At 72.7% G+C, this 21813-nt stretch carries 18 protein-coding genes; 14 read left to right on the top strand and 4 right to left on the bottom strand.

What is annotated here, in order from left to right; all coding sequences use genetic code 11:
* Positions 1-118 precede the first annotated feature (118 nt).
* Positions 119-715 (bottom strand): hypothetical protein, encoded by a 597-nt coding sequence (locus Msi02_RS31815; protein WP_204051613.1) that lies wholly within the window; start codon positions 713-715, stop codon positions 119-121.
* A gap of 394 nt (positions 716-1109) precedes the next feature.
* Here Msi02_RS31815 and Msi02_RS31810 point away from each other — a divergent pair, with 394 nt between their 5' ends.
* Together Msi02_RS31810 and moeZ are read left to right on the top strand one after the other, a co-directional pair.
* The gene (locus Msi02_RS31810; RefSeq protein WP_204051612.1) at positions 1110-2024 is read left to right on the top strand and encodes an alpha/beta fold hydrolase; all 915 of its coding nucleotides are present in this window, start codon (positions 1110-1112) and stop codon (positions 2022-2024) included.
* 99 nt (positions 2025-2123) lie between these two features.
* Positions 2124-3302, top strand: coding sequence for an adenylyltransferase/sulfurtransferase MoeZ (gene moeZ, locus Msi02_RS31805; RefSeq protein WP_204051611.1), 1179 nt, complete (start codon positions 2124-2126; stop codon positions 3300-3302).
* Here the strand turns inward: moeZ and Msi02_RS31800 are convergent.
* Together Msi02_RS31800 and Msi02_RS31795 are read right to left on the bottom strand one after the other, a co-directional pair.
* Entirely contained in the window at positions 3296-3682 is a 387-nt protein-coding gene (locus Msi02_RS31800) for a winged helix-turn-helix domain-containing protein (RefSeq protein ID WP_204051648.1), read from the bottom strand. The genes moeZ and Msi02_RS31800 overlap by 7 nt on opposite strands.
* Positions 3682-4149 carry a hypothetical protein gene (locus Msi02_RS31795; protein WP_204051610.1) on the bottom strand — a complete coding sequence of 156 codons (468 nt, stop codon included), beginning with the start codon at positions 4147-4149 and terminating at the stop codon, positions 3682-3684. Before Msi02_RS31795 ends, Msi02_RS31800 begins: the two co-directional genes overlap by 1 nt.
* A 146-nt stretch (positions 4150-4295) precedes the next feature.
* On the opposite strand from Msi02_RS31795, the gene Msi02_RS31790 reads away from it, so the two are divergent.
* The 9 genes from Msi02_RS31790 (at position 4296) to Msi02_RS31750 (ending at position 13489) form a co-directional block, all read left to right on the top strand.
* Positions 4296-5015 (top strand): hypothetical protein, encoded by a 720-nt coding sequence (locus Msi02_RS31790; RefSeq protein ID WP_239108893.1) that lies wholly within the window; start codon positions 4296-4298, stop codon positions 5013-5015.
* The gene (locus Msi02_RS31785) at positions 5009-6274 is read left to right on the top strand and encodes a S8 family peptidase (protein WP_204051609.1); all 1266 of its coding nucleotides are present in this window, start codon (positions 5009-5011) and stop codon (positions 6272-6274) included. Before Msi02_RS31790 ends, Msi02_RS31785 begins: the two co-directional genes overlap by 7 nt.
* A 9-nt stretch (positions 6275-6283) precedes the next feature.
* Positions 6284-7189, top strand: coding sequence for a hypothetical protein (locus Msi02_RS31780; protein ID WP_079315473.1), 906 nt, complete (start codon positions 6284-6286; stop codon positions 7187-7189).
* Positions 7183-8355, top strand: coding sequence for a S8 family serine peptidase (locus Msi02_RS31775; protein WP_204051608.1), 1173 nt, complete (start codon positions 7183-7185; stop codon positions 8353-8355). Before Msi02_RS31780 ends, Msi02_RS31775 begins: the two co-directional genes overlap by 7 nt.
* A 118-nt stretch (positions 8356-8473) precedes the next feature.
* Positions 8474-8842 (top strand): hypothetical protein, encoded by a 369-nt coding sequence (locus tag Msi02_RS31770; protein ID WP_079315472.1) that lies wholly within the window; start codon positions 8474-8476, stop codon positions 8840-8842.
* On the top strand, positions 8839-9150 hold the full coding sequence (locus Msi02_RS31765) for an MGMT family protein (RefSeq protein WP_079315496.1): 312 nt from the start codon (positions 8839-8841) through the stop codon (positions 9148-9150). Before Msi02_RS31770 ends, Msi02_RS31765 begins: the two co-directional genes overlap by 4 nt.
* Positions 9151-9390: 240 nt before the next feature.
* Entirely contained in the window at positions 9391-12288 is a 2898-nt protein-coding gene (locus Msi02_RS31760; RefSeq protein ID WP_204051607.1) for a CDP-glycerol glycerophosphotransferase family protein, read from the top strand.
* A gap of 92 nt (positions 12289-12380) precedes the next feature.
* Entirely contained in the window at positions 12381-12857 is a 477-nt protein-coding gene (locus Msi02_RS31755; RefSeq protein WP_204051606.1) for a signal peptidase II, read from the top strand.
* 224 nt (positions 12858-13081) lie between these two features.
* Positions 13082-13489, top strand: a complete 408-nt coding sequence (locus tag Msi02_RS31750) for a DUF6010 family protein (RefSeq protein ID WP_204051605.1) — start codon at positions 13082-13084, stop codon at positions 13487-13489.
* A 13-nt stretch (positions 13490-13502) separates the two neighbouring features.
* On the opposite strand, the gene Msi02_RS31745 is transcribed toward Msi02_RS31750, so the two are convergent.
* Positions 13503-14264, bottom strand: coding sequence for an SDR family oxidoreductase (locus Msi02_RS31745; protein WP_204051604.1), 762 nt, complete (start codon positions 14262-14264; stop codon positions 13503-13505).
* A gap of 106 nt (positions 14265-14370) precedes the next feature.
* On the opposite strand from Msi02_RS31745, the gene Msi02_RS31740 reads away from it, so the two are divergent.
* From Msi02_RS31740 to Msi02_RS31730, 3 genes are all read left to right on the top strand, one after another.
* A complete protein-coding gene (locus tag Msi02_RS31740) occupies positions 14371-15225 on the top strand; it encodes a helix-turn-helix transcriptional regulator (RefSeq protein ID WP_204051603.1) in 855 nt (284 codons plus the stop codon).
* A 72-nt stretch (positions 15226-15297) separates the two neighbouring features.
* Positions 15298-18519: an ATP-dependent helicase gene (locus Msi02_RS31735; protein ID WP_204051602.1), complete on the top strand. Its 3222-nt coding sequence runs from the start codon at positions 15298-15300 to the stop codon at positions 18517-18519.
* Positions 18513-21770, top strand: a complete 3258-nt coding sequence (locus Msi02_RS31730; RefSeq protein ID WP_204051601.1) for an ATP-dependent helicase — start codon at positions 18513-18515, stop codon at positions 21768-21770. Before Msi02_RS31735 ends, Msi02_RS31730 begins: the two co-directional genes overlap by 7 nt.
* Positions 21771-21813: the final 43 nt, after the last annotated feature.

Genomic DNA, 21813 nt, shown 5'->3' with positions numbered 1-21813 from the left:
CCGTCGCTCGCGGGTTCCGGCTCAGGTGAGGCCGCCGGTCACGAGTACGGGTGGCCGTCGGCTGGTGCGTCACCCGCCGTGGCCGGGACGTCTACCGACGCCGCTCGTGCGGATCCCGTCAGGGCACGATGTACGGCCGGTAGTCGTTGTCGTACTCCTTCTTCTCCTTCTTCTCCTTCTCCACGTCCACGTCGATGTCCGCGTCGACGTCCTTCTTCTTCACGCGCGGGTTGACCTCGGTGGCCGTGTTCGTCTTCGGCTGAGCCAGGGAGTCCTGGTCCTGACGCGGGTTGTTGAACTGGTCGCTGAAGCTGTTCGTACGGGTCGTCGGGAACGACTGCGAGTTGCCGTACTGCCAGTTGTACGGAAGCGCCCGCGCGTCGGTGTCCGTCTTCTGGAACGGCGTGAGGACGAGCGTGAAGTCACGCAGCAGGAACTGGTTCTGGGCCTGGTTCTGCCGCTCGTGCTGCCACTGCTTCGTCTTGTTCTTGTTCTTGTTCTTGTTGGCGTTCAGAGCCTTGTTCTTCTGCCGCTGCGCGTTCCGGTTGCGGTTGTAGTTCGCGTAGGGGTAGTAGCCACCGCCGCCCACATAGCCGCCCATGACGGTCGCGGCGTTCGCGCTGGTGGCGGCGACAGTGGTACCCAGGGCGACGGCGCCACCGGTGAGCGCGGCGCTGATCGCGAGGATCCCGACCAGGTTGTTGAACTTGGGCATTTCATGTCCTCCTTGAAGGATTGTTGCCCCGACACTCCGGCGTTTTCCAAGTCGTTCGGAAAATGCCCTTACTGATGACCCTTGGTGGATCATCCCTGCATTGTCTTGTTTTCCTCACCGTCCGTGTGACAAACGGCGGTCGGCGGCTTTTGCCATTCACTTATCGCTTTATTGGCATCGTTGGCACCGATAGGATGGCTTTGGTCCGAATTGCGATTCCTATCCGCATTTCGAAATGTCCGAATAGGGCCGATATTGGCCTTATGTCGCTCCTCGCCGATCGGGGCGAACCCGGATGATCGATCCCGCGCGGCTGGGGTAGCGGGAGTGCCGCCCGAGGCGGCGTACGGGCGGGGTTATGGTCGAGAAACGCGAGGCGAACAGGGGAGGACACGTGGGTGTCGAGCCGATTCCACCGTGGCCCGGCCGGCTCATCGAGGTGGGGGACGCACGCATCCATGTGCGGACGACCCCGGAGGGGCCGCCGGAGACCGCGATATACGTGCACGGACTGGCGGGCTCGGCGACCAACTGGACCGACCTGATGGGTGAGCTCGCCGACGAGGTGCGGGGGGTCGCCGTCGACCTGCCCGGGGCCGGATACTCCCCGGAGCCCGCGGACGGCGACTATTCGGTCCCCGCCCACGCCAGGGCGGTGGTCCGGCTCGTCGAGGCCCTGGGGGAGGGGCCGGTGCACCTTTTCGGCAACTCCATGGGCGGCGCGGTCTCGGTGCGGGTCGCGGCCACGCGCCCCGACCTCGTCAGGTCGCTGACGCTGGTCTCGCCGGCGCTGCCCGACCTGCTGCCGAGGTACGGCCCGGCCAGGATCGCCATGTCGGCCGCCCCGCGCCTGGGCGAACTGGCCGTCCGCTGGCTGAGCGCGCTGCCGCCGGAGCGGCGCGTCCAGGCGACGCTCAGCATGTGCTACGCCGACGCCGGGCGGGTCCACCCGGACCGGCTGCGCGAGGCGATAGAGGAACTGCGCCGCCGCGACGGCCTGCCGCACGCGGGGGCGGCCATGGTCGGCTGCGCCCGCGCGATCGTGCGCGAGTACTTCCGCGTGGGCCCCGACAACCTCTGGCGGCAGGCCGAGCGGGTCGCCGTGCCCACCCTCGTCGTGTACGGCCTGCGCGACCGGCTGGTCCACGCCCGCATGGCGCACCGGGCCGGACGGGTCTTCCGCGACGTGCGCCTGGTCACACTCCCGCACGCCGGTCACGTGGCGCAGATGGAGTATCCGGAGCTCGTGGCCCGGGAGGCGCGCCGCCTGCTGGCCTACACCAGGGCGCCCCTGCGCCGAACAGCGTGATTGGGGAATGCGGGGCCACCCCGGTTAAGTTGTGAGAAGAGCTTGTGATGGGCCCATGGAGCCGAGCGCGACCATTGGCACGAAAACGGGAGTGGAACTGTGTCGTTGCCACCGCTGGTAGAGCCGGCAGCAGAGCTGACGGTTGACGAGGTGCGCCGCTACTCGCGCCATCTGATCATCCCCGACGTCGGCATGGCGGGTCAGAAGCGCCTCAAGAACGCCAAGGTCCTGTGTGTGGGCGCGGGCGGCCTGGGCTCCCCCGCGCTGCTGTACCTGGCCGCGGCCGGGGTGGGGACGCTCGGCATCGTCGACTTCGACGTCGTGGACGAGTCGAACCTGCAGCGCCAGGTGATCCACGGGCAGTCGGACGTGGGCCGCCTGAAGGCCGAGTCGGCCGCCGCGAGCGTGCGCGAGATCAACCCGCTGGTCAACGTGATCATCCACAACGTCGCTCTCACGACCGACAACGTGATGGACATCTTCTCCGGCTACGACCTCATCGTGGACGGCACGGACAACTTCGCCACCCGCTACATGGTCAACGACGCGGCCGTGCTGCTCGGCAAGCCGTACGTGTGGGGGTCCATCTACCGGTTCGACGGGCAGGCCAGCGTCTTCTGGGCCGAGCACGGCCCGTGCTACCGCTGCCTCTACCCCGAGCCCCCGCCGCCGGGCATGGTCCCGAGCTGCGCCGAGGGCGGCGTGCTCGGCGTGCTGTGCGCGTCGATCGGCTCCGTCCAGGTGAACGAGGCCATCAAGGTCATCACCGGCATCGGCGAGCCGCTGGTCGGCCGCCTCATGATCTACGACGCGCTCGAGATGAAGTATCGCGACGTGAAGGTCCGCAAGGACCCCGAGTGCCCGCTGTGCGGCAAGAACCCCTCGATCACCGAGCTGATCGACTACGAGGCGTTCTGCGGCACGCTCTCCGACGAGGCGCAGCAGGCCGCCGCGGGCAGCACGATCACCGCGGCCGAGCTCGAGGCGATGCGCGAGCGGGGCGACGACATCATGATCATCGACGTCCGCGAGCCGAACGAGTACGAGATCGTCAACATCCCCGGCGCCGTGCTGATCCCCAAGGGCGAGTTCCTCAACGGCTCGGCCCTGGAGAAGCTGCCGCAGGACAAGAAGATCGTGCTGCACTGCAAGTCGGGCGCCCGCTCGGCCGAGGTGCTCGCGGTCCTGAAGAACGCCGGCTTCTCCGACGCCGTCCACGTGGGCGGTGGCGTGCTGAGCTGGATCAAGACGGTCGACCCCAGCCTGCCGACCTACTGATCCGCGACGACACGGCGACGGCCGCCGCCTCCCGATGAGGAGGCGGCGGCCGTTTCGCCGTGCACGCTCTGAACGCGGTCGTCCGGCACCACGCTGAGGCCGCTGGGCGCGACGATGCGCTGCAGGTTCTCGACGTACGCGGCGAACGCCGCCCGTCCCCTGTCCGTGAGCCTGAACCACGTCTTGGGCCGCTTGCCCACGTATCCCTTGCGTACGGCGACATATCCGGCGCTCTCCAGCGCGCTGCCGTGCTTGGACAGGACCGAGTCGCTGACGCCGACGGTGTCGCGGACGAACCCGAACTCCGCCTCCTCGGCCGCCGCGAGCAGCGACACGATCTGCAGCCGAGTCGGCGCGTGGATGACGGGGTCGAGCTCCATCACGAGCCGCCCACCGCCCGGCGCACCAGCATCCCGGTGAGCAGGCGGCCGGCGAGGGGCCCGGTGACGAGCAGGTACGCGGTCATCACGAGGGCGGCGTACGTCCGGGCGTAGGCCACCCCGGCGGCGTCGATCGTGAAGGCCAGGGCCAGGCAGAGCGCGATCGCCGTGCCGATCCAGGCCATCAGGGCGGCGATCATCTTCGGGCGCGTCAGACTGCGGTGGGCCTTGATCCTGCGAGTGCGGACCAGCACGGCGACCAGCGCGCCCAGGCCGGCGAACAGCAGGAGCCCCACGGCCACCGTCACCGGGACCGGGGTGCCGGGCTCGGTGACGAACTGCATGCCGGTTACGAACAGTCCCACGCCGACGCCGTACCAGGTGGGAAACCAGGGCTCGGCCGACAGCGCCTTCGCCTGCGTCTGCCGGATCGTCGCCAGGCTCCGCGCCGCTTCCTCGGGGTTCATTCGCGTCACCACCTCTTTCCAGTGAGGAAAGTACTTTTCACTTTCCGAAGCGTCAAGTACTTTCCGAGGGCATTTGTGGGGATGGCGGTCGGTAGGTCGCGTTAAGGTCACTGGAGGAGGGAGGCCGCGAAGGGAACGGAGGCGCAGTGGGCGAGACGCGGACCTGGCCGGCCGTGGCCGTGGCCTCCGCGATCACCGTCGTCTGCGCGATCGTGGGCGGGATCGCGGCCAGCGCCGCCGTCGCCGAACTGACCAGAGGACCGAGCGCCGCGGAGTTGCGCGAGGCACAGGCGGCCGAGACGGCGCTGCGGTGGGAGCGCTGGCCGGCCGGCCGGATCTTTCCCGCCACCCTGGCGTACACCAGCGAGCAGGGCGCGCGCGAGTCGGCGCGGCGGGTGGGCATCTCCTCGCGCACCGACTGCCGCAGCGCCGTCGACGCGGCCATCGCGGGCCAGATGAAGGACGCCGGCTGCCGGGCGATCCTGCGGGCCACCTACCTCGACGCCCTCCAGGGCATCGTGGTGACGATCGGCGTGGCGGTCTTCCCCGACGAGCTCAGGGCGCGCTCGGCCATCCCCATCTTTCCCGGCGTCAACTCCGCCGCCCCCGGGCTGCGCCCCCTCGCGTTTCCCGGCACCGTGACCGACCGCTTCACCGCGAGCGGGCGCCAGTCGCTGATCCTGCGTCTGGCCGGGCCGTACCTCGTGATGACGACGGCGGGGCAGGTCGACGGGCGTCCGGCCCGGGCGCTCGGGGAGCAGCGGGAGACGATGTTCTCGTTCACCGAGGACCTGGCCGAGGAGATCGCGGCGATCCTCACCGCCCCGGCATCGCCGGACTGCGCCGCCAAGGAGTGGCAGTGCTGACCGCGCTCCGGCGGAAGGTCCTGGCCGCGTCGGCCGCCGCGCTCGCCCTGTCGGGCGGCGCGTTCCTCGTGCCCGGCCCGGCCAGGGCCGACGACGTACGGCTCAGCCAGCAGGACGTGCTGCGCACGCTCGACGTCGACGACGCCTGGCGGCTGACGAAAGGCAGGGGCGTGACCGTCGCGGTCCTGGACTCGGGAGTCGACCCCGATCACCGCGACCTCGCCGGATCGGTCGTCACCGGGAGGGACTACACGGCCGGGGCCAACCCGCGCGGAGTGCAGCCGGTGCGCCTGCACGGCACGTACATGGCCTCGCTCATCGCCGGGCACGGGCACGGTCCCGGCGGCGCCGACGGCATCATCGGCATCGCGCCGGAGGCGAGGGTGCTGTCCGTGCGGGTGATCCTGGAGGACGAGGAGCCGGGGTTCCGGACGTTCAACTCCGACGCGCGGTACGAGGCCGTGGTCGCCAAGGGCATCCGCTACGCCGTGGACCACGGCGCCGAGGTCATCAACCTGTCGCTGTCGAAGGACATGCCGACGCAGGACGAGCGTAAGGCGATCAGGTACGCGATCTCCAAGGGCGTCGTCCTCGTCGCCGCGGCGGGCAACGACGGCGCGGGCAAGAGGACCGCGCCGTACTCCTACCCGGCCGCGATCCCCGGCGTGATCTCGGTGGCCGCCGTCACGTCCACGCTGAGGCGGGCCTCGTTCTCCAACCGCAACTCCTCGGTGATGGTGGCCGCGCCGGGCGTCGACGTCCTCGGGGCAGGTCCCGGCGACGAGTACTGGGTCGGCCGGGGGACCTCCCAGGCGACCGCGCTCGTCTCCGGCGTCGCCGCGCTGATCAAGTCGCGCTACCCCCGCATGTCGCCCGCCCTCGTCGCCCAGGCGCTCACGTCGTCGCCGGCCCGCCGGGCGCCGTACAACACCGGCACCGGGTTCGGGGTGGTCAACGCCTACCGGGCGCTGAGCGTCGCGGCCACCCTCGCCCGCCACCGCGCCACGGCGTCGGGGCCGGGCGTGCAGAATCCGTCGCGTGCCGTCCGCTCGACCGCGAACGACCACGACCCGATCATGGTCGTACGGCGCGACACGGGGGCGATCCTCCTGTCCGGCGGCATCGCGCTCGGCGCCTTCGCCGGCTCGGGCGCGGGCGTGGCCGTCCTGCTCGTGCTCACCAGGCGGGCGCGCAGACGACAGCGGGAGGAGGACGACGCGCTGCCGCCGGCTCCTTGGCCGACGGGCCTGCCGACGTAGCATCGAGGTATGCCGCCTGAGCAGTCCCGCATCCCGCAGACGGCGCGGACGCCGTCCGGCCTCCGACGGGCGGGTCCGCGGGCACTGCCGCTCGGCGCGTCCGCCCGCCGTGCCCGCGCGCGGCCCTGGACGGCGTCGAGGGGACGGGCCGCCGCCGCCCAGGCGGCCAGGGAACGGGCCGAACTCGAGCGCGGCATCCGCTTCCGCTCGCTCTACCTGACGATCATGGGTGTGGTCCTCGCCGTCGCCGCGGTGAACGTGCTGCTCGGGTCGGTCGGGCTGATCCAGGAGAACAGGTCCAGGCCGCTCACCGACGCCGAGCGCGCCCGCTACGTGGCCGAGGACGTGGCCCGGCGATGGCGCGCCTGGCCCGCGGGCATGGTCTTCCCCGAGGAGCTTCCGTACACGGCGCTCGGCCGCGCCCAGCAGTACGCGCGCAGGGTGGGCATCGCCCCCGAGGCGGCGTGCGCCGCGGCGGTCGACTCGCCGGTGGCGTCGGTGCTGCGCAAGTACGGCTGCCAGGCCGTGCTGCGCGCCACCTACGTCGACCAGACCTCGACGTTCGCCGTCACCGTGGGCGTCGCCGTGCTGCCCAGCGAGCAGGCCCGCGCCGACGCGGCGGGCGAGTTGCCCGTGGACGACCGCGTGGGCGTACGGCCCGTGGCCTTTCCCGGCACGGTCACCGACACCTTCGGCGCGGCCCAGCGCCAGCGCACCGGATGGGTGGGCGCCGGGCCGTACATCGTCTTCTCCACGGTGGGGTACACCGACGGAAGGACGCGTGCCTCCGTCCCCCTGGAGGAACAGGTGAACAGCGAGATGTGGCCCGTGGCCGAGACCGTGGCCGGGCGCATCGCGCGCGCCCTCGGAGAGCCCCCGGACGTCCCCCGCTGCACACAGGGGAACGCGTGCTGAGGCCGGCCTCCCTCTGCGCGGCGCTGACGGCCGTCCTCCTGGGCACCGGACCGGCGGTCTGGGCGGCGCCGGCGCCCGGCGGCGAGGATTCGCGGTGGGCGCTCGACGCCGTCAACGCCGCCGCCGCCTGGAAGGTCAGCAAGGGCGCGGGCGTGACCGTCGCCCTGCTCGGCGGCGGGCAGCCCGACACCGGCGTGCCCGAGTTGAGCGGCCGGGTCGAGCGCGGGCCGGACATGACGGGCGCGACGTTCGGCGACGACACGGTGCGGCCGGGCGACGACGTGACCGCGCTGGCCTCGGCGATCGCCGGGAGCGGGCGCGGCGGGGGAACGTCCGGGATCGCGCCGGAGGCGCGGGTGCTGTCCCTCCCCGTGGTCCGGAGCCGTCCCGGGGGCGGCTCCGCGGAGCCCGAGGGCCCGGCAGCGGAGACACAGGACAGCCCGCTCGCCCGCGGCATCCGCTACGCGACCGGCCGGGGCGCCAAGGTCATCTGCCTGCCCGTCCCCGCGTACGGCGTGGACCGCGTGGAGCGGGACGCCATCTCCTTCGCGCTGGCGCGGGGCGTGGTGCTCGTCGCGGCCGTCGGAGACGCCGGCCGGTCGCCGTACGCCCGGCAGAACGGCACCTCCTACTGGGCGTTCCCCGCGGGCTATCCCGGGGTGGTGGGCGTCGCCGCCGTCGACCGCAAGGGCGCCAAGACCCCGGGCAGCAGCGACAACCTCTCGGTCCTGGTCGCCGCGCCGGGCGACCGCGTGCCCGTCACCCTCGCCGGGGGCCGCAAGGGGGCCGTGTCGGGGACCGGGGTGGCCAGCGCGCTCGTCGCGGGCACTATCGCACTAATAAAGGCGAAATATCCGGATTTGTCGCCGGAATTGGTGTCGCGCGCTTTGACGGCGACCTCCCGTCCTCACCCGCCCGCGGGTTATGACGACAAAGTCGGATTCGGAGTCGTGGACGCGGCGGCGGCCCTGCGCAAGGCCGCGGAGCTGACCGGATATGGCCACGCGTCGTCCGTGCAGGACGACGCGCATTTCGGCAAGGGCCCGATCGCGCAGGGGCCCGCGCGCCCGGGGCCGGATCCGGTTAGGCTCTGGATCTACGGCATCGCCGTCGCCCTCGGAATCGGCGGTTTCTGCGCCGCGGCCGTCGCGCTGCGCCGCCGGTAGCCAGATGCCGCCGGTGATCACATGTTGGCCGCCGTTCTGCAGCATTTCGGACGCGGTAATCCCGATGTTCGTGTTTCCGGTGACAAAGCCAGGTCAAGTTTCGCTAGGGTCGCGGCTCATGGGGTACGAGCTGCGCGTAGAGCGGGATGCACCGCTCGCCTACGCCGAACTCGCGAGCGTCTCGGCACGGGCCGGATTCGAGCTGCGCGGGTCGCACGAGGCGGGCGAGGTCGTCGCGCGCCACGGCGACTCCGTGCACCAGATCGCGACCTGGTCGGGACGGCTCTCCGGCCAGCCCGGGTCCGACTGGCAGGTCGCCCAGCTGGCACTTCTCACCGATCTCATGGGGGCCCGGCTCGTGGGTGAGGACGGCGAGGCGTACGGCATCAGGAACGGCGTCGTCGAGCAGATCAACGGATCGTCCACCTACGAGTTCGGCAAGCTCGAAGAGATCATCGCGGCCGGGCCCACTGAGTGGAGCGCTTGAGAGACGGCCGCGGCCAGCCGCCGCCGTACGCGGAGCGGGTGCTCGACCTGGTCGAGCGGATCCCGCCCGGCAAGGTGATGTCGTACGGAGACGTCGCCGAGTATCTCGGCGAGGGCGGCCCCCGGCAGGTCGGCCGCGTGATGTCGCTGTGGGGCGGAGCCGTGCCGTGGTGGCGGGTGATCCACGCCGACGGCACCCCCGCGCCCGGCCTGGAGGGCGAGTGCCTGGCCCGGTGGCGCGAGGAGGGCACCCCGGTCCGCGGCGCCCGCGCCGACATGCGCGCGGCCCGCTGGGACGGCCGCGCCTGACCGTCGCCGGTGATCACGATAGCCCGTTCGAGGCCCTGACCCGGGAGCTGACAGGCCGCGCCCCGGACGGTCGGACGGGCGCCCTTCCCCCGGCGTAGTGCCGCTCGTCACCCCGTGCCACAGGGGCGTCACCCGCTGATTCACAGGAAATCCACAGGCTTCCGCGAGTCAGGTCCGGCAGTGTTCTGAGGGCATTACCATTTTCTGAACACAGGTCTGGCGAAGGGTGGTGCCTCCCGTATGACACCCGCACCCACGGGCGACGTCGTCGCTGAACGACTGCGGGCTGTCCAGGAGCTTTACGACCGCGGTGAGCCGATAGACGCGCTGGTCGCGCTCGTGCGCGCGGAGGGGCTGAGCCCCGCGCAGCGCCGGGAGGTCGACCGTGAGGCGATCGTCGGTCCCCTGGGTCTGCGCCTCGACGCCGCAGCCAAGCGCGGGCCCGCCCGCCGCCGCCAGACCATCGACGCGCTCCGGCCGTACCTCGCGGAGGTCGATCCGAAGGTCAAGCGTGAGCTGCCGGTCGGGCGCCGGGTCGCCTGCCACCTGATCGAGACGCAGGACCCGGGCGAGCTCGCCGAGAGCGACGCGCTGGCCAAGCTCGCCGCCGCCGCGGCCGAGCCCTCCCGCCGGGTCCGGCGGGGCCTGCGGTGGTACGCCGACCTGCCGGTCGAGGTCGGCGACCCCTCGCTGCTGCGCCTGCGGGCAGCCGACCTCGTGCCGGTCACGCAGATCGACGACATCACCTGGGTGGGCAACCGGCTGAGGGTGACCGGACACGCCTACATCGCGGGCCTGTCGGTCCGCAGCGGGCGGTTCAACCGCGCCACCGTCGTGCTGCACGGCCCCCGCTGGCTGCCGCGGGTCACGATGAAGACCCGCAGGACCTACCGCCCCGAGGCCACCCACGCCGCCCGCGAACCCGGATGCAACTACGACTGGGCCGGCTTCACGGCCGAGCTGCATCCGTTCGCCCTGCGCTGGCGCGCCGGGGTGCGGGCCCTGGTGCGCGGCGCGAAGCGGGTGCTGCGCCGCCGCCACACCGTCCAGGACACCACCACCTGGCGGGCCGAGATCGTCATCTGGAGCCGCGCCGCCCGCGCCAAGGGCGTGCTGCGCGGTCCGGTGATCGGCCGCACCGAGCGCCCGGCCGGGCTGCAGGTGCGCCCCCGCTGGTGGGTGCGGCCGGTGTGGACCTCCGACAAGGCGCTGCAGGTGGTCTACCAGCCGACCCGCGCCCAGCTCACCGGCGTGCAGCTGAACGGCGACACCATCGAGCTCACCGGCTTCCTGCCGGGCCGGCCCATCACCAGGGGCAAGGCCCGCGTCGGCGGGCACCGTATGTCGGCCGACTTCGCCCCGGTCGAGGGCGGCAGCCGCTTCTCGCTGTCGCTCGCGGTCGGCACCCTGCTCAACGCGGAGTCCCGGCGACTGTGGGTCGAGCCCAAGGGAGACCCGGCCGCGGCCGTCATGCTGGAGGGCGCGGAGGAGACCCGTCTGCTCATCGGCGAGCGCGAGGTCACGGTGCAGGGCGACCGGCGCGACCGCGTCGTCATCTCGGGCCACAAGATCCTGCCCGTGATCACCTCGGCCGAGTGGCACGACGAGTCGATCACGCTCACCGGCCGCTACCCCGACCCCGACCAGGGCCCGCGCGACCTCGTGCTGCGGCACCGGGGCGGGCTCACGATCCGCGTGCCGCTCGAGCGCGACGGCGAGCGGTTCACCGTACGGCTGTCGCCCGGCGCGATGCCGCGCTTCGGATCGGCCGTGCCGCTGGCCGAGGGCACCTGGAACGTCTCGGTGGCCCCGCCCGGCAGGTACGGCCCGGCCATGGTGCCCGCCCGGTTCGACCACGCCGGCCTCGACGCGCTGGACGAGAGCCCCCGGATCATCGGCGGCCGGGTCTACCGGTTCGTCGCCACCCGCTACGACGTGCCGGTGCTCGTGGCGGCCGAGGATCGGCCCGGCGACGAGCGGAGCGCGGCGGGCGTGTGGGCGCTCAGCCGCACCTTCTACCCCGCCGAGCGCGCCCGGCCGCTGCGCGAGGCCACCGTCTACGTCTCCTTCGACGGCCGCGCCTACTCCGACAACCCGCGCGCCATCTACGAGGAGCGGCTGCGGCGCGGCGACGAGGGCGAGCACATCTGGGTCGTCAGGGACGGCGCGTTCGTCCCGCCGGGCTCGCGTGAACTGGGCCTCGGCGACGGCGTGGTGCCCACGGTCGTCCGCGAGGGCAGCCGGGAGCACTACGAGGCGCTGGCCCGCGCCCGCTACATCGTCTCCAACAACTTCATGCCGCAGTGGTTCCGCACCCGTGAGGACCAGGTGCTCCTGCAGACCTGGCACGGCACGCCGGTCAAGCACATCGGCCGCGACCAGGCCCACATGAAGCGCGAGCCCCGGCCCCCGGTGTGGCACCGCCAGGCCGTGGAGGTCCGCGGCTGGGACCTGCTGCTGTCGCAGAGCCCGTGGGCGTCGTCCGTGCTGCGCAAGGCCTTCGGCTACGAGGGCGAGATCCTGGAGTCGGGCTACCCGCGCAACGACGTCCTCGTCGCCGGCGACCGTGACGCGCTGGCGGCGGAGATCCGGCGCCGGATCGGCATTCCCGAGGGCAAGCGGGTCGTCCTGTACGCGCCCACCTACCGCGACTACGACCGCAGGAACGCCGCGGTCAAGCTCGACCTGGCGGACGCGAAGCGGGCACTCGGCGCCGACCACGTGGTGCTGGTCCGCGGCCACATGATGCAGGCCTTCCCCCACGTGAACGCGCACGACGGCTTCGCGATCGACGTGACGACCTATCCCGACACCGCCGATCTGCTGCTGATCGCCGACGTGCTCGTCACCGACTACTCGTCGGTCATGTTCGACTTCGTGGCGACCGGGCGGCCGGTCGTGCTGTTCACGCCGGACCTGGGCAAGTATCGCTCGTCCCGCGGGCTGTACCTCGACCTGGAGTCGCAGCGCCCGGGACCGCGGCTGGAGACCTCGCCCGAGGTCGTGGAGGTCCTGCGGAACATCGACACCGTGACCGCCAAGCTGGCCGACCGTTACGCGGCCTTCGTCCGGACCTACGCGCCGCACGACAACGGCAAGGCCACCGCCCGCGTCATCGACCAGGTGTTCTCCTCCTGACCGGAACCGAGAACGTCGCGGATTGGGAGGTAGAGATGTCGGACGGACGAGGTTCGCAGGAGACGAGATCGGGAACGCGGCCGTACGGGCGAATGCTCGTGCTGGCCGCGGTGGTTCTTCTCGTGGACCAGGCCTCCAAGTTCTGGGCGATCTCCGCGCTTTCGGACGGTGAGGGCATCACGCTGATCCCGCGGCTGATCGGGTTGCGGCTGTTGCTGAACCCCGGCGCCGCGTTCTCGATCGGCGAGGGGACGACGTGGGTGTTCACCCTGACGGCGGCCGCCGCGGTCGCCGGCATCCTGTACGTCGGGCGGAGGCTGCGTTCGCCGGCGTGGGCTTTGGTGCTGGGTACCCTGCTGGGCGGCGCCACCTCCCATCTGCTCGACCGCCTCTTCCGCCCGCCCGGCTTCGCCCAGGGGCATGTCGTGGACTTCATCGACTACGGTGGCCTCTTCGTCGGCAATGTCGCCGACATCGCGCTCACCGTGGGCTGTGCCCTCCTCCTGCTGCTCATCCTGCGCGATGTCCCTCTCGGAGACGTGCCCGGCAAGGGACGTCCATCCGCGTAGGCGGGTCCCGCCGGTTCTTCCTCCTGGCCGGTACGCCTGCTACGGCCCGGGGTTAGGCATCTCGCGCCGACGCCTGGCGGGATCCCGTCGGCATGTGTCGTCAATTCCCCTGGGAAGGGATGCCGGCCGACTGGTTGGCTTTCTGACGCGGGTCCGCCGTCACCATTCGCGGTGCGGCCGTCTGCTCGCGTCATCGGAGAGCCATCCCAGAAAGCCGCACGCTCATGAGTCTTGTCCTGCCGATCCTGATCGGCCTCGCCTACGCCGTGCTGATGTCGCTGATCCCCGAACCGCACCGCCGCCGCTTCAACGCCGTCATGGTGGCCGGAGCGGGGGCCGCCTATCTCAGCGGCGGGGGCCTCGGCGGCTGGGAGTTCCCCTTCACCGCCCTCGTCGCGTACTGCGCCTACCGCGGCCTGGAGTCGTGGACGTTCATCGGGATCGCCTGGCTGCTGCACACCGGGTGGGACATCCTTCACCACCTCAAGGGCAGCCCGATCATTCCCTTCGCCCATGACTCGTCCTTCGGCTGCGCCATCTGCGATCCCGTCATCGCCCTGTGGTGCTTCAGGGGCGGTCCCTCGCTCATCGGCCTCGTCCGGACCCGACTCACCCGGCCGCACACACCGTGATCGGCGGGCCTGCTCAGGCCTGGTTGGTCGGCAGCACGACGACCTGGCGGAGGTTGACGTGCTTGGCCCGGCTGACCGTGTACCCGATCAGGTCGGCGATCTCCTCGGCGGTCATGGGCGTGATGACCTGGAACATCCCGGCCAACTGCGCCCCGAGCTCCGGGCTGTCGACGTGGTCGCCCAGCTCCGTCGCCGTCAGGCCCGGCTCGATGTTGGTCACCCGCACGCCGCGCGGGCCGAACTCCGCACGCAGGTTCGTGGACAGGTGGGTGAGGGCGGCCTTGGTCGCCCCGTAGACGGCGTAGCCGGGGAAGACGAGGTGGGCGCCGATCGACGAGATGTTGACGAGGTCGGCCGTACGGCCCTCCGCCGCAGCGGCGAGCAGGTCGGCCGTGAAGGCCCGCGTCACCCGCAGGACGCCCGCGATGTTCGTGTCGAGCATGCGCGTCCACTCGTCGATGCGGCCGTCGTCGATCGGGTTGGGCAGCATCACGCCCGCGGCGTTGACCACCAGGTCCACAGCCCCGAACTCGGCGTGGACACGGTCCACGGCGGCGGCCACGCTGTCGTCCCGGGTGACGTCCGCGGTCACGGCCAGCGCGGTGCCGCCGTCCGCGGCGATCTTCCGGACCAGGTCCTCCAGCCGGTCGGCGCGGCGGGCGAGCAGCGCGACCTTCGCGCCTGAGGCGGCCAGCAGCCGGGCCGTCGCCTCTCCCATGCCGCTGGCGGCCCCGGTGACCACGGCGACGCGTCCGGCCAGGTTCTCGTAGCTCATCGTGACTCCTTCGCGTTCGAGCTTGACGAGAGCCACTCTGGCGGGGCGTGCCGGGCTTACCCAGCGCACGCCTTTTACTGGTAACCGCAGTACTAGTCTTGGGCGCATGGATGGTGATCTGGGACGGTTCCTGCGCTCTCGCCGGGCCCGGATCCGGCCCGAGGACGCCGGGCTCCCCGCAAACGGGCGGCGGCGCGTCAGCGGGCTGCGGCGTGAGGAGGTCGCGCTGCTCGCGGGCGTGAGCGTCGAGTACTACATCCGCCTGGAGCAGCAGCGCGTACGCAACGTCTCCGACGAGGTGCTCGACTCGGTCGCCCGGGTGCTGCGCATGGACGGCACCGAGCGGGCGCACCTGCGCCGCCTCCTCCGCCCGCCGGACGACCAGCGGGCTCCCCTCGCCCATGTCCGGCCCGGGGTGCGGATGCTCCTGGACGCGGCCGACTCCCTGCCGGCCTGCGTCATCGGGCCCCGGATGGACGTGCTGGCCTGGAACGCCCTCTCCGACCGGATCAACGGCTTCTCGGCCATGCCCGCGGGTGAGCGCAACATGGCCCGCCAGACGTTCCTGTCGCCGCGGGCGCGTTCGTTTTATCGCGACTGGCCGGCCGTGGCCGCCGAGACCATCGCCCACCTGCGCCTGTACGCCGGGAGGCACCCCGACGACCCGCTGCTGGGCCCGCTCGTCGCCGACCTGTCCGCCGACCCGGACTTCGCCCGCCTCTGGGAGGAGCACCGGGTGGCCGAGAAGACCTTCGGGGTCAAGCTGCTGCGGCACCCGGAGCTCGGCGACCTGGACTTCGCGTACGAGACCCTGGCCCTGCCCGGGGAGCCCGACCTGCTGGTCGTCATGTACACCGCCGATCCGGCCTCCTCGACCGGCCGCACGCTGGAGCGGCTCCGGCAGGCCCATCGCGGCGACCTTCACGACGAGCCGGGCGTACGGGTGACGGCGGCCGGCTGATCCACCCCCACTAGGACACGGAGTGGGCATTCGGGCACGATCTGTCCCAGTGATCTGGTGGAATGCTGTGCTGTGAGTGGTCAGAACTACCGGCTGGTGCGGCGCGGGGGCGTGGGACGTCGCGCGGCTCCCGTGCTGGACGAACATCAGCGCGCCGTCGTGGAGCACGAGAGCGGGCCCCTGCTCGTGCTCGCCGGGCCGGGCACCGGCAAGACCACCACGATCGTGGAGACCGTCGTCGACCGGGTCGAGCGCCGCGGCGTGGACCCCGAGCGCGTGCTGGTCCTCACCTTCAGCCGCAAGGCGGCCGGCGAACTGCGCGAGCGGATCACCGCCCGGATGCGCAGGACCACCAGGACCCCGCTGGCCCTCACCTTCCACAGCTACGCGTACGCGCTGCTGCGCCGGGAGGCGGTGCTGGCCGGTGAGCCGCCGCCGCGCCTGCTCACCGGTCCCGAGCAGCTGCTGGAGATCCGGCGGCTGCTGCACGGCGAACTGGAGGACGGCGCGCGGCACTGGCCCGCGGACATGCGCGAGCTGCTCAAGACCCGGGGGTTCGCCGAGGAGTTGCGCGACTTCCTGTCCCGGGCGGCCGAGCGCGGCCTGTACGGCGACGCGCTGGTGCAGCTGGGCCGCGAGCACGGCAGGCCGGACTGGGAGGCCGCCGGGCTGTTCTCCTACCGCTACCAGGACCGGTTCGACCTCGATCCTGTGCCCGCACTGGACTACTCGGAGCTGATCCGCGAGGCGGCCGGCCTGCTGGCCGACGGCGAGGTGCGGCGGCGCGAGCGGGACGCGTACGACCTGGTGCTCGTCGACGAATACCAGGACACCGACCCGGCGCAGGAGTTCCTGCTCAGGCAGCTCGCGGGAGACGGGCGCGACCTGATCGCGGTGGGCGACCCCGACCAGTCCATCTACGGCTTCCGGGGCGCCGACGTGCAGGGCATCCTGCGCTTCCCCGAGCGGTTCCCGACGCGAGACGGGCGGGACGCTCCGGTGGTCGCGCTGCGCGTGTGCCGTCGCAGCGGCCCGGCCCTGCTCGAGGCCTCCCGGCGCGTCGCCTACCGCCTGCCCGCCGTACCGGGTCACGAGAACAGGACCGGAGGCCACCGCGACCTGATCCCGGTCGGGGACGCGGACCCGGGCGAGGTGAAGGTCCTGCTGGCCGACAGCGCCAGCCAGGAGGCCGCGGTGGTGGCCGACACGCTGCGCCGGGCGCACCTGCTCGACGGGGTGCCGTGGTCGCGCATGGCGGTGCTGGTGCGCAGCGCCGTACGGCACGTGCCGCTGCTGCGGCGGGCGCTGGTCACCGCCGGCGTGCCCGTCGTGGTCGCGGGCGACGAGCTCCCGCTGGTGCAGGAGCCCGGCGTCCGGCCGCTCATCACGCTGCTGCGGATCGCCGTCGCGCCGGGCACGCTCGACGTGGCGACCGCCGAGGAGTTGCTGACCGGCCCGCTCGGCGGCACCGACATGATCGGCGTACGCCGGCTGCGCCGCGCCCTGCGGATCGCCGAGCACGAGGCGGTCGCCGCGGAGTCCGCCGCGGCGGAGGAGGCGGGCCAGCCGGCGCTGCCCTTCACCCCGCGCTCGTCCGACGAGCTGCTGGTCGCGGCGCTGCGCGACGCCCGGGAGCTGGGCGGCGTCGAGCCGCACGTCGCGGCGCCGGCCGAACGCCTCGCGCGGCTCATCACGACCGCCCGCGAGGCCGTACGGCACGGCCAGGGTGCGGAGGAGACGCTGTGGGAGATCTGGCAGGCCAGCGGGCTCGCCGAGCGCTGGACGGAGGCCAGCCTCGCGGGCGGGGCGCGGGGCGCCCAGGCCGACCGGGACCTCGACGCCGTCGTCGCCCTGTTCGACCACGTGGCCCGCTTCACCGACCGGCTGCCCAAGGCCGGGGTCGCGGTCTTCCTCGACGACCTGACCTCCCAGGAGATCGCCGGCGACTCGCTGGCCGAGTCCGCCCCCGAGGGCGACGCCGTACGGATCCTGACCGCGCACCGGTCCAAGGGCCTGGAATGGGACGTGGTGGTGGTGGCGGGCGTGCAGGAGGGCCTGTGGCCCGACCTGCGCCTGCGCGGCTCGCTCCTCGGCACCGAGGCGCTGGTGGAGTTCGCGGGCGGCTCGGCGCTCGACACCACGCAGGCCGCGACGGCCGCGCTGGCGTCCAAGCTGCTCGCCGAGGAGCGGCGGCTGTTCTACGTCGCGGCCACCCGCGCCCGCAGGAGGCTCGTCGTCACCGCCGTCGGCGGTGAGGACACCGACGAACGGCCCTCCCGGTTCCTCACCGAGCTGCTGCCCGGCGGCGTGGAGCCGGCGACCGTGGACGACCGGGCCCGGTGGCTCAGCATGTCGGCGCTGGTCGCCGACCTGCGCGCGGCCGTGTGCGACACGAGCAAGCCCGAGGCGGTGCGCCGCGAGGCCGCCGCGCACCTCGCCAGGCTCGCCCAGGCCGGGGTGCCCGGCGCCAATCCCGGCGAGTGGTACGCGCTGACCCCGATCTCCGACGACCGGCCGCTCGGCTGGCCCGACGACGTCGTCCAGATCTCGCCGTCGTCGGTGGAGAGCTTCACCAAGTGCGGGCTGCGCTGGATGCTGGAGACCGCGGTCGGGGCCGGGTCGTCGAACGTCACCCAGAGCCTCGGCACGGTCGTCCACGCGATCGCCGCGATGGCCACCGAGGACGGCACCGACTACGTCAAGCGGCTCGACGACATCTGGGACCAGTTCGACTTCGGCGGGCTGTGGTTCAACCGCAAGCAGCGCCGCGTCGCCGAGCAGATGGTCGACAGGTTCGTCCGGTGGCAGAAGGACAAGCCGCGCGACCTGGTCGCGGTGGAGGAGGCGTTCACCGTACGGGTGCCGGGTCACGACATCCAGATCACCGGCCGGGTGGACCGGGTCGAGCGGGACGAGGCCGGCCGTGCCGTGATCATCGACATCAAGACCGGCAGCGGCAAGCCCAAGGACACCGAGATCGACCGGCATCCGCAGCTCGGGGTGTACCAGCTCGCCACGACGCTCGGGGCGTTCGAACGGCACGGCCTCGTCCAGCCGGGCGGCGCGTCCCTGCTGCACCTGGGCAAGGCGGCCGGCCAGTCGGCGGACGCCAGGGAGCAGGCGCAGCGGGCGCTCGCCGACGACCCCGAGCCCGACTGGGCGGAGAGCCTGGTCAAGACGGTGGCGACCGGCATGTCCGCCAACGTGTTCGTCGCCACGGTCAACGACGGCTGCCGCACCTGTGCCGCTAAAATCGCCTGCCCTGTGAACGACAACGGAGGACAGGTGTGCTGACGCCCGGTGAGCTGGCCGGCCGGCTCGGGATCCTCCCGCCCACCCCCGAGCAGGCGGCCGTCATCGAGGCGCCCCCCGAGCCGATGGTGGTCGTGGCGGGAGCGGGATCCGGCAAGAGCGAGACCATGGCCGGGCGGGTGGTCTGGCTGGTCGCCAACGGCCTGGCCAGGCCCGAGCAGATCCTCGGCCTCACCTTCACCCGCAAGGCCGCCGCCGAGCTGGCCGAGCGGGTGCGCCAGCGGCTGGCCGGGCTGGCGGCGGCAGGGCTGGTCGAGCCCGAGCTGCTCGACTCCGAGCCGACGGTCTCCACCTACCACGCGTACGCCGCCCGGCTGGTGACCGACCACGCGCTGCGGGAGGGGCTCGAGCCCACCATGCGGCTCGTCACGCCCGCCGTCGCCTGGCAGATGGCGGCCCGGGTGGTCGGCCAGTACGACGGGCCGATGGACCGGGTGGACCTGTCCCCGCCCAGCGTCACCGCCGCCGTGCTCGAACTGGCCGGTGAGCTGGCCGAGCACCTGCGCGACCCGGCGGACGTACGCGAGGTCGGCGACTGGCTGCGCGAGCGCCTGGCCTCGCTGACCGGGCGCATCGTCAAGGAGCAGCGCAAGCCGGTGGAGACCCAGGCCGTCCGCGAGCAACTGCTGCCGATGGTCGAGGCGTACGAACGGCTCAAGCGCGGCCGGGAGGTCATCGACTACGGCGACCAGATGGCGCTGGCCGCGCGGATCGCCTCGCGGCACCCGGAGGTCGGCGCGTCCGAGCGGTCCCGGTTCTCGGTCGTGCTGCTCGACGAGTACCAGGACACCAGCCACGCCCAGCTCGTGCTGCTGCGTTCGCTGTACGGCGGGGGCCACCCGGTCACGGCTGTCGGCGACCCCTGCCAGTCGATCTACGGCTGGCGCGGCGCGTCGGCGGGCAACCTGTCCCGGTTCCCCCGGGACTTCCCGTCGGCGTCCGGAGATCCGGCGCAGGTGCGGCGGCTGTCGGTCAGCTTCCGCAACGGCGAGCACGTGCTCGGCGTCGCGGCCCGGATCCAGGCGCCCCTGCGGCGGGAGGCCCGTGAGGTGCCGGTGCTGGTGCCGGGCGGCAACCGGGCGGGCCGGGGGCGGGTGCTGTGCGCCTTCCACGAGACGGCCGAGGACGAGGCGGAGTGGATCGCCGAGGGCCTGGCCGGGATCCTGCACGGCGAGGGCGCCCCCGACGGCCTGCCCTGGGGCGAGGGCGAGCGGGCCAAGCGCGGCCCCGCCCTGCAGCCGCAGGACGTCGCGATCCTCGCCCGCAAGCGGTCGCAGTTCCCGGCCCTGCGCCGGGCCCTGGAGGCCCGGGGGATCCCCGTGGAGGTCGTGGGCCTCGGCGGGCTGCTCACCGTGCCCGAGGTGGCCGACATCGTGGCGACCCTGCGGGCGCTGTACGACCCGACCGCCGGGGACGCGCTGGTCCGGCTGCTCGCCGGGCCGCGCTGGCGGATCGGCCCGGCCGACCTCAAGGTGCTCGGCGACCTGGCCCGCGAGCTCAACAAGGAGATCAGGGCGGCCAGGGGAGGGCCGCGCCCGGAGGACCCGCTCGATCAGGTCGTCGCCGACCTCGCCGAGGAGCGCGGCAGCCTGATCGACGCGCTCGACGAGCTGCCCGACCGGCCCGACTGGCTGGAACGGTTCTCCCCGCTCGCGCGGATGCGGCTGCCCGCCGTCGCCCGCGAGCTGCGCCAGTTGCGCGCCCATGCCGGGCAGCCGCTGCCCGACCTGATCAGCGAGATCGAACGCCGGCTCGGGCTCGACGTCGAGGTCGCCGCCAGGGGAGGCAGCCCGCTGGCCGCCCGCGCCGACCTCGACGCCTTCCTCGACTCCGCCTCGCGCTTCGCCGGAGACTCCGAGGACCCGACGCTCGGCGCGTTCCTGGCGTACCTGAAGGCGGCGGAGAGCGAGGAGTTCGGCCTGGAGGCCGGGCGCGTCGGCGACAGCAACACGGTCAAGCTGATGACGGTCCACGCCTCCAAGGGACTGGAGTGGCCGGTCGTGGTGGTGCCGGGCCTGTCGCAGCTCACCTCCCAGAAGGGCGGGCTGATCAAGGGGAGCATTTTCCCCGCGACCCCGGTCACCAACTCGCGGTGGACGGAGAACCCGCGCAAGCTGCCGTACCCGCTGCGGGGGGACAGCGCGGACCTGCCCGAGCTGGCCGGGCTGGACCGGGAGGCGCTGGGCGCCTTCGACGAGCGCTGCCGCGACCGTGACCTGATGGAGGAGCGGCGGCTGGCGTACGTCGCCGTCACCAGGGCGCACTACCTGCTGATCGCCTCCGGCTACCGCTGGGGGACCTCGTCGCGGCCGCTGGAACCCTCGGAGTTCCTGCGGGAGATCCGCGAGGCGGGCGCCCGCGTCGTCCGCTGGGCCGAGGATCCGGAGAGTTCGGACAACCCGCTGCTCGCCGAGCCGCCCGTGGCCGAGTGGCCGTCCGTCACGGTACGCGACGCGATCCTCGACGGCGCCCGCCTCGTGGAGGAGGCGATGATGGGCGACGGCCCGCCCCCGGCGGCCGACGGCCACGTGCTCCTCAGGGACCGGGACCGGGAGCGGATGCGGGCCTGGGCGCGCGACACCGACCTGCTGCTGCGCGAGCGGGAGACGAACCGCCAGCGGGCCGGGGCGGTCGTGGAGCTGCCGTCGCGGCTGTCGGTGTCGTCGCTGGTCACGCTGGCCCAGGATCCGGCGGCGTTCGCCCGGCAGGTGCGCCGGCCGGTGCCGCGCAGGCCCGCCCCGCTGGCGCGCAGGGGCACCACCTTCCACCGGTGGCTGGAGTCGCGCTGGGGCCAGCAGCGCCTGATCGACGACCTGGAGCTGCCGGGCGCCGCCGACGAGATGTCGGAGACCGACGTCCAGCTCGCCGAGCTGCAGGAGCGGTTCGAGGAGAGCGAGTGGGCCGCGCGTGAGCCGGTCGACCTGGAGATTCCGTTCGAGACCATGATCGGCGACCGCCTGGTGCGCGGGCGGATGGACGCGGTCTTCCGCGAGGGCGACGGCTATGTGGTGGTCGACTGGAAGACCGGCGAACGGCCGCAGGGCAGGGCCGCGGAGACCGCGTCGGTGCAGCTCGCGGCCTACCGGGTGGCGTGGGCCGCGCTGGCCGGGGTGCCGCTGGAGAAGGTCGGGGCGGCCTTCCACTACGTCCGCTCGAACGAGACCGTCCGTCCCGTGGACCTCCTCGACGCGGACGGCCTCACCGCGTTCATCCAGCGGGTTCCCGAGGACTGACCCAGGGGAGCCGCCGGCCGTCGCCGGATCGCGAGGCTCGCAC

The organism is Microbispora siamensis, assembly GCF_016863095.1.
GTDB lineage: Bacteria > Actinomycetota > Actinomycetes > Streptosporangiales > Streptosporangiaceae > Microbispora > Microbispora siamensis.
Note: the sequence above shows the minus strand (reverse complement) of the source record. Positions and strands in the feature narration are given on the sequence as shown.